The organism is Lysobacter silvisoli, assembly GCF_003382365.1.
In the GTDB taxonomy this organism is placed as follows: domain Bacteria; phylum Pseudomonadota; class Gammaproteobacteria; order Xanthomonadales; family Xanthomonadaceae; genus Lysobacter; species Lysobacter silvisoli.
In genome coordinates this window covers 704295-718296 of sequence record NZ_QTSU01000001.1, presented here as the reverse complement: position 1 = coordinate 718296, position 14002 = coordinate 704295, and the positions used below count along the sequence as shown (strand labels likewise).

13 protein-coding genes are annotated in these 14002 nt (G+C 70.2%); 6 read left to right on the top strand and 7 right to left on the bottom strand.

Annotated elements, in window-relative coordinates:
* Nucleotides 1-7: 7 nt before the first annotated feature.
* Complete coding sequence (locus DX914_RS03315; protein ID WP_115857630.1) at nt 8-625, bottom strand: glutathione S-transferase family protein; 618 nt, start codon at nt 623-625, stop codon at nt 8-10.
* 35 nt (nt 626-660) lie between these two features.
* A complete protein-coding gene (locus tag DX914_RS03310; RefSeq protein ID WP_115857629.1) occupies nt 661-2073 on the bottom strand; it encodes a M20/M25/M40 family metallo-hydrolase in 1413 nt (470 codons plus the stop codon).
* 116 nt (nt 2074-2189) lie between these two features.
* Here DX914_RS03310 and DX914_RS03305 point away from each other — a divergent pair, with 116 nt between their 5' ends.
* Both DX914_RS03305 and DX914_RS03300 read left to right on the top strand, forming a co-directional pair.
* The gene (locus tag DX914_RS03305; RefSeq protein ID WP_115857628.1) at nt 2190-2669 is read left to right on the top strand and encodes an Lrp/AsnC family transcriptional regulator; all 480 of its coding nucleotides are present in this window, start codon (nt 2190-2192) and stop codon (nt 2667-2669) included.
* A 101-nt stretch (nt 2670-2770) separates the two neighbouring features.
* A complete protein-coding gene (locus DX914_RS03300) occupies nt 2771-3805 on the top strand; it encodes a pyridoxal-phosphate dependent enzyme (protein WP_115857627.1) in 1035 nt (344 codons plus the stop codon).
* Nucleotides 3806-3811: 6 nt separating this feature from the next.
* On the opposite strand, the gene DX914_RS03295 is transcribed toward DX914_RS03300, so the two are convergent.
* A complete protein-coding gene (locus DX914_RS03295) occupies nt 3812-4432 on the bottom strand; it encodes an NAD(P)H-dependent oxidoreductase (protein WP_115857626.1) in 621 nt (206 codons plus the stop codon).
* An 88-nt stretch (nt 4433-4520) separates the two neighbouring features.
* On the opposite strand from DX914_RS03295, the gene DX914_RS03290 reads away from it, so the two are divergent.
* From DX914_RS03290 to DX914_RS03280, 3 genes are all read left to right on the top strand, one after another.
* Nucleotides 4521-5177: a TetR/AcrR family transcriptional regulator gene (locus DX914_RS03290; RefSeq protein WP_115857625.1), complete on the top strand. Its 657-nt coding sequence runs from the start codon at nt 4521-4523 to the stop codon at nt 5175-5177.
* A 142-nt stretch (nt 5178-5319) separates the two neighbouring features.
* Nucleotides 5320-5817 (top strand): Cif family virulence factor, encoded by a 498-nt coding sequence (locus DX914_RS03285; RefSeq protein ID WP_115857624.1) that lies wholly within the window; start codon nt 5320-5322, stop codon nt 5815-5817.
* Nucleotides 5818-5902: 85 nt separating this feature from the next.
* Nucleotides 5903-6886, top strand: a complete 984-nt coding sequence (locus DX914_RS03280) for a tetratricopeptide repeat protein (RefSeq protein WP_115857623.1) — start codon at nt 5903-5905, stop codon at nt 6884-6886.
* Nucleotides 6887-6892: 6 nt separating this feature from the next.
* Here the strand turns inward: DX914_RS03280 and DX914_RS03275 are convergent, their stop codons facing one another.
* On the bottom strand, nt 6893-7834 hold the full coding sequence (locus tag DX914_RS03275; protein WP_158549181.1) for a lipase family protein: 942 nt from the start codon (nt 7832-7834) through the stop codon (nt 6893-6895).
* A gap of 131 nt (nt 7835-7965) precedes the next feature.
* Here DX914_RS03275 and DX914_RS03270 point away from each other — a divergent pair, with 131 nt between their 5' ends.
* Nucleotides 7966-8820, top strand: a complete 855-nt coding sequence (locus DX914_RS03270; RefSeq protein WP_115857621.1) for an alpha/beta hydrolase fold domain-containing protein — start codon at nt 7966-7968, stop codon at nt 8818-8820.
* 14 nt (nt 8821-8834) lie between these two features.
* Here the strand turns inward: DX914_RS03270 and DX914_RS03265 are convergent, their stop codons facing one another.
* The 3 genes from DX914_RS03265 to DX914_RS03255 form a co-directional block, all read right to left on the bottom strand.
* Nucleotides 8835-10280 (bottom strand): glycoside hydrolase family protein, encoded by a 1446-nt coding sequence (locus DX914_RS03265; protein ID WP_115857620.1) that lies wholly within the window; start codon nt 10278-10280, stop codon nt 8835-8837.
* A 155-nt stretch (nt 10281-10435) separates the two neighbouring features.
* On the bottom strand, nt 10436-11305 hold the full coding sequence (locus DX914_RS03260; RefSeq protein WP_115857619.1) for a restriction endonuclease: 870 nt from the start codon (nt 11303-11305) through the stop codon (nt 10436-10438).
* Nucleotides 11306-11442: 137 nt separating this feature from the next.
* Nucleotides 11443-13992 (bottom strand): MAC/perforin domain-containing protein, encoded by a 2550-nt coding sequence (locus DX914_RS03255; protein WP_115857618.1) that lies wholly within the window; start codon nt 13990-13992, stop codon nt 11443-11445.
* Between the last annotated feature and the right edge of the window lie 10 nt (nt 13993-14002).

Sequence of the window (14002 nt, the reverse complement as noted above, 5' to 3'; positions counted from 1 at the left end):
CCGCGCCTCAGTCGTGAGTCTCGCCCGACAGCGGCGTGGCCCGCATCGACGGGCGCTCGCAGAAGGCCCGATACCAGGCCGACAAACGTGGGCGCCCGGCATGGAAGTCGGGCAGCTCGCGGAACTCCAGCCAGCTCAGCGCGGTGGCCACGGCGATGTGGCCCACGTGCACGGCCGCCTCGGTATCCAGTTCCCGCTCCAGCCAGTCGTAGCTTTCCAGCAGCTTTTCGATGTAGCCATCGCGCAGCGCCGGATAACGCAGCGCTTCTGGGCGGCGCACGGTTTCCCAACGCACCTTGATGCCCGCATCGCCCAGGCCTTGCGCGACCGCCTGCACGCGCAACGCATGCCAGCGCGCCTCGCCGGTTTCCGGAATCAGCTTGCGGCCCTCGTGCAGGGTGTCCAGGTAGGCGCAGATCACGTCCGAGTCGAACAGCGCCGGCTGCCCGGGCCGCAGCAGCACCGGCACCTTGCCCAACGGGTTGGCCGCGTACACGGCTTCGTTGCGCAGAGTCGGGCTGGTTTCGTGGTGCAGCACTTCGATGCGCGCGCCCAGGCCGGCTTCGTGGGCGAAGACCAGGGCCTTGCGCGCGTACGGGGAATGGGTCTGATAGAGCAGTTGCATGGCGGACTCGCTGAGTCGATGAGTAAGAGGATGGATCAGGCGTGGGCACGGCCGGCATCGTGCAGCAGCCGCGCCAATACTTCGGTGATGCGGCGCGCCGTGGGCAGGTGCAGGAATTCGTTGGGTCCGTGCGCATTGGATTGCGGCCCCAGCACCCCGGTGACCACGAACTGCGCCTGCGGATAGCGCTGCCCCAGCATGGCCAGGAACGGAATGCCGCCACCGCCGCCGATCCAGGCCTCGGGCTCGCCGAACGACGCCTGCGACGCAGCGCTCAGGCTCTGCGCCAGCCACGGCGCGCTCGCCGGCGCGTGCCAGCCTTGCGAGACCATGTCGACCTGGAATTCCACTTGGGCTCCGTAAGGCGGATCGGCTTGCAGCAAGGTCTGCAGTCTTGCGGCCGCCACCTCGGCATCCAGCGTCGGCGGCAGACGCAAGCTGAGCTTCAGCGCCAGCGCCGGCACCATGACCGCGGCGGCATCGGCGACCGCGGGCAGTCCGTCCAGCCCGGTCACGGCCAGCTGCGCGCGCCAGGCGCGGTTGAGGATTTCGTCGGCGGGATCTTCGCGTACCGGACGCAAGCCGTCGGCCAAAGGCAGTTGCGCGTGCAAGCCGCCGTCCAACGCCGGCGCCGCGTCGCGCGCCTGCGTGCGGCGCGCCTGCGGGATCGCGACCTGGAAGGCCTCCGCTATCTCGCCGCTGTCCGCATCCTCCAGGCGCGCCAGCAGCTGGCGCACGATGCGCAGCGGCGAGGCCACCACGCCCGAGGCATCGCCCGAATGCACGCCCTCTTCCAGCACCCGCACGCGCAAGGTGCCGGCCACCTGGCCGCGCAAAGACGTGGTCAGCCACAGGCGGTCGTAACTGCCGCAGCCGGCATCCAGCGCCACCACCGCGGCCGGCGCGCCGATGCGCGGGGCCAGATGGTCGATGTAGTGCGGCAGATCGTAGCTGCCCGATTCCTCGCAGGCCTCGATCAGGGCGATGCAGCGCGGGTGCGCCAGGCCTTGCTCGCGCAGCGCCTGCACCGCCAGCACGGTCGCGAACAAGGCGTAGCCGTCGTCGGCGCCGCCGCGGCCGTACAGGCGCTCGCCTTCCAACGATGGCGTCCAGGCGTCGCGTCCGTGGCTCCAGCCGTCCATCGGCGGCTGCTTGTCCAGATGCCCGTACACCAGCACCGGCGCGCCTTCGCCGGGAACATCGACCAGCAGCACCGGCGTGCGCCCCGGCAGGGTCAGCACCTCGACGCTGGCGCCGGGTACGTCGGCCAAGCGTCCGCGCGCCCAGTCGCGCATCAACGCCACCGCGCGGTTCATATGGCCCTCCGCCTGCCAGTCCGGATCGAACGCGGGCGATTGGCAGGGAATGGCGATGTAGTCCTGCAGCGCGGGCAACAGATCGTCCTGCCAGCGTTGCGCGATGATGTGCCGAAGTGCGGGGAAGTCCATGGTGCATCGCTTGCGAAAGGAGCTAGCATCGTAGGAGCGCGGCGCCGCCGTTTCGCCGCGAACGCGCCCCGTTGCGCGGGTTTTTTCCGCGTTGTTCGCCCTAGCCGAGGCCCCGCATGCGCCTGGACCGTTTCGATCGCCAACTGCTGAACCTGGTGCAGGAGGATGCCGCACAGACCGCCGAGCGCCTGGCCGAACAGGTGTTCCTGTCGCCCTCGGCGGTGCAGCGGCGGCTGCGCCGGCTGCGCGAGGCCGGCGTGATCGTGCGCGACTCGGCCGTGGTCGATCCGCGCCAGGTCGGCCGCCCGACCTTCTTCGTGGTCTCGCTGCAGGTCGAACGCGAGCGGCCGGAACTGCTGGCCCAGCTGCGCCAATGGCTGGCCGCGCAGGAACATGTGCAGCAGGCCTTCTATGTCACCGGCGAAGCCGACTTCGTGCTGATCCTGACCGCGCCCGATACCGAGACTTACGACGCGCTGATGGCGCGCATGGTCAGCGACAACCCCAACGTCAAGCGCTTCACCACCAACGTCGCGCTCAGCGTGGTCAAGCGCGGCCTCAGCATTCCGGTGCCGCTGGACGAGGACGAAGACTAAGGGCGGATCGCCGCGCGGCCGGTGCCGATACCGCGTTTTCCCCGCGCGTGCAGGGCCCGCTACGCGGCCGATCCGCGTGCATTGCGACGCACACTGGCGCCATGCAAACACACGATGCGCATTGGGACCTGACCGAGCTCTGGGACGGCTACCGCCCCACCCCGCTGCTGCCGCTGCCCGCGCTGGCCCGGCGCGCGGGCGTCGCCCAGGTGCTGCTGAAATGGGAAGGCGAGCGCCCGCTGGGCAACTTCAAGGCACTAGGCGGCTTGTATGCCGGGCTGCGCGCGTTGGCGCGCGCGGTCGGCGCCGGCTCGCTGACCGAACTGCAACGCAATCCGGCCGCCGCGCGCCAGCGCCTGCTGTGCGCCAGCGACGGCAATCATGGCCTGGCTGTCGCGGCCGCGGCCGCACGCGTAGGCGCCGCTTGCACGGTGTATCTGCCTGAGCACGTCGATGCCGAGCGCGCGCGACGCATCGTGCGCCTGGGCGCGCGGGTCGAGCGCGTGCGCGGCACCTACGACGACGCGGTGGACGCGGCCGCCTACGCCGCCCAGCGCGGCGAAGGCCTGCTGATCGCCGACACCGGCCCCGACCCGAACGACCCGGTGGTGGCCGATGTGATGGCCGGCTATGGCCTGCTCGCGCACGAGTTGCGCGCGCAACTGCGGGAACAGGGCGACGGCCTTAGCCAGGTCTACGTGCAGGCGGGCGTGGGCGGTCTGGCCGCCGCCATGGCCGACGGCCTGCGGGATCTGCTGGTCGGACCGGGCCGGATCGTCGTGATCGAACCCGCGGCTGCGGCCTGCGTGGGGCATGCCATGCGCAACGGCCGACCCGAGCGGATCGACGGCGATCTGGCCACGGCCGCCGACATGCTGTCCTGCGGCCTGGCGTCCGCGCCGGCGCTGCAACGCTTGCTCGCACACGGCGCCGTCGCCGAGACGGTGGACGAAACCGAGTTGGCGGCAGCGCCGACGATACTGCGCGACTGCGGCGGCCCCGCCACCACCGCTTCCGGCGCGGCCGGCATCGCCGGCCTGTTGCGCGCCGCCGCCGATCCCGCGCTGCGCAGCGCGCACGGGCTGGCCGGCACCAGCCGCGTGCTGGTGCTGGCTACCGAACGGCCGCCGGACTGAAATCGCTCAAGCGGCCGCCGCGTCGGCGTTGCGCAACGCCGCCGCCGGAACATCGCGGCCGATCGCCCGCGCCGTTTCCAGCTGCGCCGCCGGCCCCTGCGCATTCCAGCCCAGCAGCAGCTCCGAGCGCAGCACACGCGCGCCGCAGTAGTCGAAGATGCCGTGCTCGATCTGCACCCGCATCGCCTCGCTGTAGCCGCGCCGCTGGTAGGTCGCGGCGGTAGCGCCGCCGATGCCGATCAGGTGCACGTTCAAGCGGCGCAGCAGCTTGGCCACCTTGCCGTCCGCGCCGGCATCGTAGGCCCAGCCGTTGGCGAACACGCGGTCGATCCAGCCTTTCAGCAGCGCCGGCATCGACCACCAGAACACCGGATACACCAGCACCAGCGCATCGGCGCGGTCCAGGCGCGCCTGCTCGGCCAGCACGTCGGCCGGCGGCGGCGCCACGCGGTTGTGCACGTCGATATCGGCGCGGCCGAAGCGCGGATCGAAACCTTCCGCGGCCAGGTCGGCGACCTCGCAGGTATGGCCCGGCCCCGCCGAGGCGATGCCCGCCGCCACCTGCGCGGCGACGGCATGGCTGAGCGAAGCGGGGTCGGCATGGGCGACGACAATGAGCGTGTGCATGGGAGCTCCGTGGGCGATTTGCGGCCGGGGCGGCCGCTGCTATATACTATTAGTAAGTTACTAATGGTAAGTAATCGTGTCAAGCCCCGTGCCTACCGGATCCGCCCCTGCCGAACCCGCCGATCGCCGGCGCCGCCTGTCGCGAGACGATCGCCAGCGCCAATTGCTGGACGTGGCCTGGCGCCTGATCCGCGAGGAAGGCACCGAAGCGCTCACCCTGGGGCGCCTGGCCGAACAGGCCGGCGTGACCAAGCCGGTGGTCTACGACCATTTCGGCACCCGCCCCGGCCTGCTCGCCGCGCTGTTCCAGGAATACGACGCGCGCCAGACCGCGCTGATGGACGCGCAACTGCAGTCCAGCCGACCGACGTTGGCCGCGCGCGCCGCCGTCATCGCCTCGTCCTATGTCAATTGCGTGCTCACCCAGGGCCGCGAAATTCCCGGCGTGATGGCCGCGCTGACCGGCTCGCCGGAACTGGAACAGATCAAACGCGAATACGAGCGCGTGTTCCTGGAGAAATGCCGCGCCGTGCTGTCGCCCTTCAGCAAGAGCGGCCACATAGAAAGCCCCGGCTTGTGGGCCATGCTCGGCGCCGCCGACGCGCTGTCCTGCGCCGCCGCCAGCGGCGACATCTCGCCCGAGCAAGCGCAGGACGAGCTGCACGACATCATCGTGGCGATGGTGGCGCGCAGCGGGCGCGATTCGGCCAAGGTGGTCAAAACCGCGAAACCGCGCAAGAAATAGAACGGCGCGCCCTCAATCCGGGCGCACCGATGCGAGGCCTGGCGATTGGCTCCGTCGCGTCGCATCGAATTGGCACTCCAAGCGCGTGGGCGGCGGGCCTAAGGTCCGCCCTGCCCCACCCACTCACATGGAGGTCCACACGATGAACACCCGCACGCGTCTGCTTCCCCACCTGGCCGCGATCGCCGGCCTGACCCTCGCCGCCGGCGCCCAGGCCGGCGAGTCCGGCCTGGCCTTGGGCCACGACCACCCGGACCACCCCATCGCCCGCTATTGCGCGCGCCAGTTCGACATCGCCCAGCGCATGGACATGGAGTCGTTCCGCGATTACGACGCCGACACCTTCCGCGCCGTGCACGACGAGCGCGCGATCACTGTGTTCGGCAGCGGCGCCACCCGCATCGGCATCGACGCGATCATGGCCACCTTCGCCAGCCACTTCGCCAACCGCGAAGCGCTGTGGTCGTGGACCGAGCGCTACCGCGTGGTCGACGGCTGCAATTCGGCCTTCATCCTGTACGAAACCGTGTACGAGATCCCGCGCATCGGCTACCGCGCCCGCGCTTTGACGGGCGTCACCTACACCTACAACCGCGGCAAGTGGCTGGCCGTCGCCGATCAGGGCACGCCCTTGCCCTGAGGCCGGCTCCGCAGCGGGCGGCCAAGCCGCCTGCTGCGTTCGCGGCGCTCTGCGATACTGGGCCAGCCCCAACGCGATCGCCGCCATGCCCCACGACCCGCATGCTCCCGCCACGGCCGCCGACGACGCACGGCCCCTGGACGAACGCGCCTACGCGGCCTTCGACGAGGGTCGGCTGAGCGAGGCATCGACTCTGTTCGCCCGCTTACTCCAATTGCAGCCCGAGACCGCCCATTACCACTACATGCGTGGCCTGGCGCACAAGTACCTGCTCGATTGGCCGACGTCGCTGCGGCACAACCTCAACGCGCTAACCCAGGGCGATCCTAAGGAAGACGAGCCGGACGAAGCGGCACTGTGGAACGCCGGCATCGCCGCCACCGCCCTGGGCGACTGGGCCAGGGCACGCGAACTCTGGAACCGCTGCGGCATCCAAGTCCCGGCCGGCCAGGGTCCGATCGAAGCCGACTTCGGCGTCGCCAGCATTCGCCTCAATCCCTGGAGCGACGGCGAGACCCTGTTCGCACGCCGCATCGACGTGGTACGTGCCCGTCTGCTCAATGTCCCGCTGCCCGAGAGCGGCTATCGGTACGGCGATATCGTGCTGCACGACGGCGCCAGCACCGGCGAACGGACCTACGGCAACCAGCGCGTGCCGGTGCTCAATGCGCTGGCACGGCTGGAGCCGTCGCAGTTCCGGACCTACGTTGTCTTCGTCCATTGCGACGGCCCCGAAGACATCGAAGCTTTGCGCGCGATGTCGCGCCCCGGCATCGCCGATGTCGAGGACTGGAGCGCGTCCATCGTCAACTACTGCATGCGCTGCAGCTACGGCGCTGCGCACGCCCATCGCGAAGACGACGCGGAGCCAGCCTGGGACCCGGAGCGCAGCCTGGGCATCGCGGCGCAGGGCCGCAGCGCGGTCGACCAGTTGCTGCGCGACTGGGCCGGCAACGGAGCGGGCCGCCGCATCGATTCGGTCAGCGCGCCGGAACACGCGCCGCCACCGCCCCAGGACGGCCACGTGTGGTGGCGCGGGCCCGACGACGACAGCGGCGACCCGAACTGATCCGGGTCAGATCTCGCGCAAACTGCCTTCGGCCGCCATATAGCTCCCCATCCGGTCCGCCCACTGCATATCGGCGCCGGCCGGCGGCGGCGTGCTGCGCATGGTCAGCGAGGGATCGACGTAGTCGGCGAAGGTGCCCGACCACTGCTGCGGGGTCTGCGGCAGGGCATGGCTCAAGACCGTGGTGAGGTTGACGATGGAATGGCGCGAGATCGCGTGCGGGAACCATTCGCCGCGCACGTAGAAGGCGGTGCGGAAGCTCGCGCCCACCGGCAGGAAACCGAAATCCGACGGCGGCAGCGAGGGCACGTAGTCCCAGAAGTTGTAGACGCGCAGGCTGGCGCTGTCCGGAATGCGCGCCGCGTAGGCGACCTGCCAGCTGGCGGTGCCGACCATGGGGCTGGAGAAATTGAGGTTGAGCGCGGTTCGCGGCTCGCTCACCGTCAGGTCCAGCGAGAACAGCTGACTCAGCGCGGCGCCCAGGCTGTGGCCGGTCACGTACAGCAACTGCGGCTGGTACTTTTCGATCAGCGCGAACAGCTGTTCGCGCATCGACTGGGTCATGGCATCGCCCTTGCCATCGTAGATGCCGTAGAAGCCGGCGGCCACGTGCGCCGGCGGACTCAGGCTGCCTTGGGTGGGCAGGAACTCGACTTCGAGGAAATGCGCGTCCTCGTAGGCGTCCAGGTCCGAGTCGGTGCCGCGGAAGGCGAAAATGTAGGTGCCCGGATCGTCGCTGTTGCGGAACACCAGGCCGTACTTTTCCTCCGAACCGGTGAACAGGAACGCGTCCCAGCCGGTCCAGGCATCGACCTGCACGTAGCCGGGCGGCGGGGTGATCGGCTTGCCGCCGTAATAGTCGTAGGCGGCTTTGGAGGCGACCGCCAGGGCCAGGGTCAGGCTGGGGTCCAACGCGGGCTGGGTCGCGGCAGCGGCGGCTTGGTTCACGGCAGGCATCCTTGCGGGGTGAGCGCCGATCTTAACGGTGCCGATGCCAGCCCGGCCGACCGCTGGTCCTGCCTGTCATCCCGATCCCCCGGTGTGCGTTGTCCAGCACAACCGCCATCGCCAGGATCGCCATGCACCACCTGCCCGCCCGCCGCATCGGCGCCACTTGGCTCGGCCTGGGCCTGTTCGCCAGCACGCTAACCGCAGCCGCACCCACACCGGCGCCGGCGCCGGCGGCCATCGTGCAACGCGACCTGGCTTACGGCCCCGATCCTGCGCAACGCCTGGACGTGTACCGCCCGCGCCAGGCGCGCAAGGCGCCCATCGTGCTGATGGTGCACGGCGGTGGCTGGCGCATCGGCGACAAGGCCGGCCGCGGCGTGGCCCGGAACAAGGCCGCGCATTGGAACGCGCAAGGCCGCATCGTCGTATCGATCAATTACCGCCTGCCGCCCCAGGCCGATCCGCTGCAACAGGCCGCGGACGTGGCGCGTGCGCTGGCCTACGTGCAGCGCGAAGCGCCGCGTTGGGGCGGCGACGGCGACCGCGTCGCACTGGTGGGCCATTCGGCCGGCGCGCATCTGGTCGCGCTGCTGGCCGCGGCGCCGGAACTGGCGCGCGCGCAAGACGCACGGCCCTGGCGCGGCACGGTCGCGCTGGACAGCGCCGCCTACGACGTGGAGGCGCTGATGCGGCGCCCGCACCTGCGCCTGTACGACCAGGCCTTCGGCGCCGACCCGCGCGGGTGGCGCGAAGCTTCGCCGATGCAGCGACTGCGCAGCGCACCGGCACCGATGCTGCTGGTGTGCTCCAGCCAGCGCCGCCAGTCCTGCCCGCAGGCGCGGGCGTTTGCGCGGCGCGCCGGCGAGTGGGGCGGCCGCGCCCAAGTGCTGCCGCTGGACCTGGACCATGCCGCCATCAACGCCGAACTCGGCGCCGACGGCGGCTACACCGCGCGCGTGGACGCGTTCCTGGCCTCGCTATAGCCGGATCGCGAGCATCAACTGATCGCGATCGCCAGGTTGAGCACGGCTAGGCGATTGACCGGCGCCGAGATCATGTCGGCATTGCCGTTGCCGTAGGCCGTGAACGCATCGCACAAGCCGCCGGGCGACGGGGTGCCGAAGCCCGGCGCCACCAGGGCATTGGCCAGGGCGATGAGCGTGTCCCGGTACGGCGCCAGCAGCTTGGGATCGGCACGATAGGCCTGCAGCAGGTAACGCATGAACACGCCCACGCCGGTCTGGTAGTCGCCGTAGTCGTTGCCCGGCGGCACCTCGATGTACGGCGCGGAACTGCCCACCGACAGCCAGGGCAGCGGGAAGCTGCCGCTGACCGAGCCGTAGCTGCGTGGGAGAAAGTAGTTCGCGAACACGCCCTGGATCAGCGCCGGATACAGGCTCAGCACCGACGGCGGCGAACCGGAGTACATGGACTGCGCCTCGCGCAGCGCGCCGATCAGCAGGCCCTGGTCGCCGCTCCAGGTCATGCCCTGGTTGTACGAGGAGTCCCAGTAACGCACGCCGTCCACTACCTGGAAGGTGGACACGCGCTCGCGCACCAGCGAGCCGCCCTTGGAACCGGACTGCGCCGACAGCAGCAGCGTCTGCATCGGTTCCGGTGTCGCCTGCATCCACTGCTGCCACCACGCGATTTGATTCTTCCAGGCCTGATTCAAGGCCGGCAGATTGAGGCCGACGTCGGTGAAGTAGCGGGCGAAATCCGGGTTCTGCGCGGCCAGCGACAGGCGCAGGCTCAGCAGCGCGTATACGACATTGGTGACGGTGTTCTGGATCGGATTGAGCGTATCGCCGGTGCCCTGGTATTGGCCGACCGCGTCGGGGTGATCGGTGGCGCTGAACGGCGAGTTCCAGATGCCGCCGGGCGTGTAGCGCGGGCCCAGTTCGGCCTGAGTCGTCGGCGATACCTCCGGCCAGGTCAGCTTGATGTTCTTCCAGCAGTTGGGCGCGCCCAGGTTGAAGGTGTGGGTGCGCGCGAATTCGGCCCAGCCGGGCTGATCCGTGTACGGGTACACGCCGTTCTGGGTCGAGGAGGTCGACCAGCCCGGCCCGTACATGTAGCACCAGGCGTTGATCGCGATCTTGAGGAACTCGTAACGGTACTGCGGCGCGAAACGCTGCTCGGCCGCACGCAGGGCGGCGATGCCGATCCAGCCGAAATCGTCCCACCAGTTGCCTTTCTTGGTCGGGTCCAGCGCGCCCAGCGCGTCGTTGACGTAAGGCGCGCTGTCGATGCCGGTGACCGTGAAGTAGTCGATCAGGCTGTCGAAAGCGCAGGCGGTGCGCCAGACGTTGCCGGCGCTGTTCCACATCGGGTAGATCTGCCCGAACAGCCGGGTCGCCTCGATCACATAGGCTTTTACGTCGGGCTGCGCGTTCGGCTGTGCCGCGTCGCTGTCGGTGCGACCGTCTTGGATGTCGTTCATGGCTTCGTCCTTGAGTGAGGGGAACTGCGATCTTTGCTGCTCCTGCTGCGCGTGCTGCACCGGCGAGGAATTCCGCGCCGGCGGACTGCGACTCTCACGGCCTTCCGTGATCGGCGACGCCAGGCGGCGTCGCGTGGGCCGGACGTTGCGGTGGCCTACTGCTGCATTTCGGGCGTGCTGGCCTCGATGACCCTCATGGCCTCGTCGGCCTTGCGTTGCGATTCGCGGATCTCCGCCGCGGTGGGCGAGCTAGAAGCCGGCGCCGCCTCGGTCGCGCCCGTCGCCGGCGGATCGCTGGGCCACTCCAACTGCACCGGCGCCAGCGAAGGCACCGGATCGGCCGGAGAGGCCGGTTCGGCGGCGGCGCGGTCGCCCAAGGCGGCGCCCGCGCTCCAGGCGGTGCGCTCCAGCAGGGCGCGCACCAGCAGGGTGAAGATCAGCACGCCGACCAGGGTGGCGATCCACCAGCCCAGGTTGGCCGAACGTGCGGAGCCGCGCGGCCTGCGCCTGGGCGCCGAAGCCGCCGCGGGTGCAAGCGCCAGCGCCGCGGCCGGGTCGCCGCCCCAACCGCTCTGGGCGGCGATGGGCTGCGGTTCGAACAGGGCCGCCGCTTCGGACAACGGCGCCAGCATCGCGCGCACGCCCACGCCGTCGATCAGCTGCACATGACCCTGCCGCTGCGCGGCGGCCTGCGCCGCGTCGGTAAACTCGCCGCTGCTGATCAGCACCGCGCCGGTGGCGCCTTCGTTCACCATCAGGCCGAGCAGCTCGTGCACCGCGTTATGGGTGACCTGGTTGGCGTTCCAGTGCTTGCACTGCACCAGCACGTAGGCGTCGTCGCGGCGCAGCTTCAGGTCGATGCCGCCGTCGAAGCGCGCGCCGCCGGCGCCCGTGCCCACGTGTTCGACCTGGTAGCCCTGCACGCGGTAATACGCGGCCAGCAGGGCCTCGAAACGGTCCCAGGGGATGCGCGTCAACGCGTCGTCGTGGCGCTGGCGCACGGGCTTCAGACTGCGTCGGTCCATTGCCGCCCCCCGCGGACAGAATCCGTTGCCATCCGGCGCCGGCGATGCCGGCGCAGGCGCTCAGGATTGCCCTTCCCCGTCGCCGGCGCAAGCGTCGGCGGCGAGGTGGCGCGGACCGGACCCGCGGGGTCGGCGCTTCAGCCCAAAGCCGGCGGCGCCTCCCACACGATCTCCACGTTCGACAGGCCCAGGGTGTAGACCGTCATCGCGCTGGCCTGGACCTTCTCGTGGTCCTTGCTGGTCGCCTGCCAGGCGTAGACGCCGGCCGCGCCGCCGGCCGCGGCATTGGCCACCACCGGGCGCGAACCGGTCAGGCAGTGGCCCATGTCCTGGTCGGTCAGGCAGGCGCCGCCGGCGATCATGGTGCTGCGCCGGCTCTCGTCGCCGCCCGGATGCAGGGCATGGGTGACGGTGCGGTCGTGGTGGCTGACCGCGCCGAAGCGGTAGTACTGGTAATCGGCCTGCAGCGGCGTGCCCACGCGGGCGCGCACGCCGATCGCATAGGCCTTGAGCGTATGCGGGCTGGGCGCGGTCAGGTCGGCGCTGCGGATCACCACCTGGCATTGCCGCTCGTAGGCCGCGGGCGGGCGGCCGTCGGGCTGGGCGAAGCCGCAGGCCTGCAGCGCGGCGTTCTCGAACACGTCGACCTCGCCGCCGCAGCCGGTCAGCAGATAGTCGCCCGGCGGCTGCAGCGCGATCACGTGGCGGCTGCGCCGGTCGCTGGCCTGCTTGGTGAAGATCTGCACGTCCCACAGATCGTCGGGGTCGTGCAGTGCGACCACGGTGATGGCGTGGGCGACCTTGGAGGTGAACTTGATGTCCTTCATCCGCGCATGCCAGGTCCAGCGCTGCTGGCGGCCTTCGCCGGTCACCGAGGGATAGCTGGCGACGACGAAGTTGCCCTCCTTCTGGCTCAGCCCGGCCACGCCGCCGGCCAGGGCCTTGTAGCCCGGCGGCAGCGCGAGTTCGCCGCGAAAGTGCTGCTGCTCGTGGTCGTAGCGGCGGGTGATCACGGCCAGGCGCATCGACGGCGGCTGGGTCAGCGCCAGCAGCGCCGCGGTCAGGTCCGAGGCCGTGGCCGGCGCTTTCAAGCGCAGCGCATCGCGCACGCCCAACGCGGCCACGGACGGAATGAACAGCTCGTTGACCCAGGTCTGCTCGAGCAGCTCGGCCATGGTCTTGCGCTCGAACCCCAGCGACTTGGTCTGCAGCTGGCCGACGATCTTCCACACCGGCACCTCGTCGCTGCGGTCGATCACCTGCCAGTGCGCGTTGGCCTTGACGCTGGCCAGCCACAACTCGCTGGGCAGTTCCGGCAAGCCGCCGAGCACGCTGGTGGACACCGCCACCTGTTGCTCCTTGACCATGCACGACATCGCCGTGGAACTGGCGCGCGCCCCGCTGATGCCGCCCGAATGCGCGGTGGACAACGAACCGGCGCCGCTGAGCCCCACATAGGACACCGAGGCCGACACCGCCCAATTCGTGGCGTTGGACAGGGCTTCGTCCAGCGTGCGCATGCGCTCGACCGAACTGCAGCTGGCCTTGGCCACGTGCTTGTACCAGCCGCCCAGCACCACCGAACAGAACACGTGGCTGCCGAAGCTGCGCAGGAACTCGGCCGCCGCCGCGCGCCGCGCCGCCGGCGCCGCGGTCTCGATCGCGCGCAGCGCGTCCAGCGCGTCCTCGCTGAGGGCGAAGCGGTTGCTGGGCAGGCTCAGCGTGGCCTGCGGCGCCCACTGGTAGTGCACGCGCAGCTTGGTCGCCTTCTGCGAGCGCCGCATCTCCGCCTCGTCCTTCTGCCGCTGCGAGGCGTTGGCGTACTGCACCATCAGGCTGGCCGCGCCGATGCCGGTGCCCAGGAACATCGCGCCCTTGGCGCTGTTGGCGGTGGCGTAGGAGCTGGCCGAGGTTTCGAACTGCTGCGAAGCCTCGCTGTAGGCCTCCTCGCTGCTGTACTCGAAATCCAGCGTGCTCACCGCGGTGGCCTTGCCCAGCAGACCGGCCATGTCCAGCAGGTTGGACCCGCTGGCCCGCGCCAGCCCGGCGGCGGTCACGCAGTAACCGCGCAACAGCTGGTTTTCCTCCACCAGCTCGGCGGGCGTGCGCGGGCGCTGATCCAGGTAGGCGTTGAGCGAGTCGGCGATCTTGCTCTGCAGGCCGTCCTGGATGCGCTCCAGGGCCGCGCCGGCGCTGGCGATGGTGGCGAAACTCAGGTCGCCGCCCTTGAGCAGATCCTTGGCATTGGCCCTGGCCAGCACCCGGTCCAGCTCGGCCTGGGCGTGCTTCACCGCCGCCTCGCGGTCGGCCGCGGCCGCGTCGGCCATGTCCTTGCGCAGCTTCTCCACCGCCTCGATGGCGTCGGCCAGTTGCTGCTTCTTGCGTTCGAAGCCGGCGCCGCCGGCCTCCTCGGTTTCCTCGGCCAACCGGTCGATGTAGTGCTGCACCTGCTTGGCGGTGAGCTTGTCGATGATGCCGGCGGCGATGCGCGCCGGCCCGTCCGGGGTGTCGCCGCGGATCTGCTGGGCCAGCGCCTTGCGCTCGGCGGCGGTGGCGCACACCGCCTTGAGGAACTCCAGCGAGTCCACGCCATAGGCCTTGATGATCTTGATCTGGTTCTTCAGGCCCAGCGAGCGCAGATAGTCCTCCAGCAAGGCTTCGTCGCTTTTCTTGGCGGGTTTGGGCATGGCGGCGGGC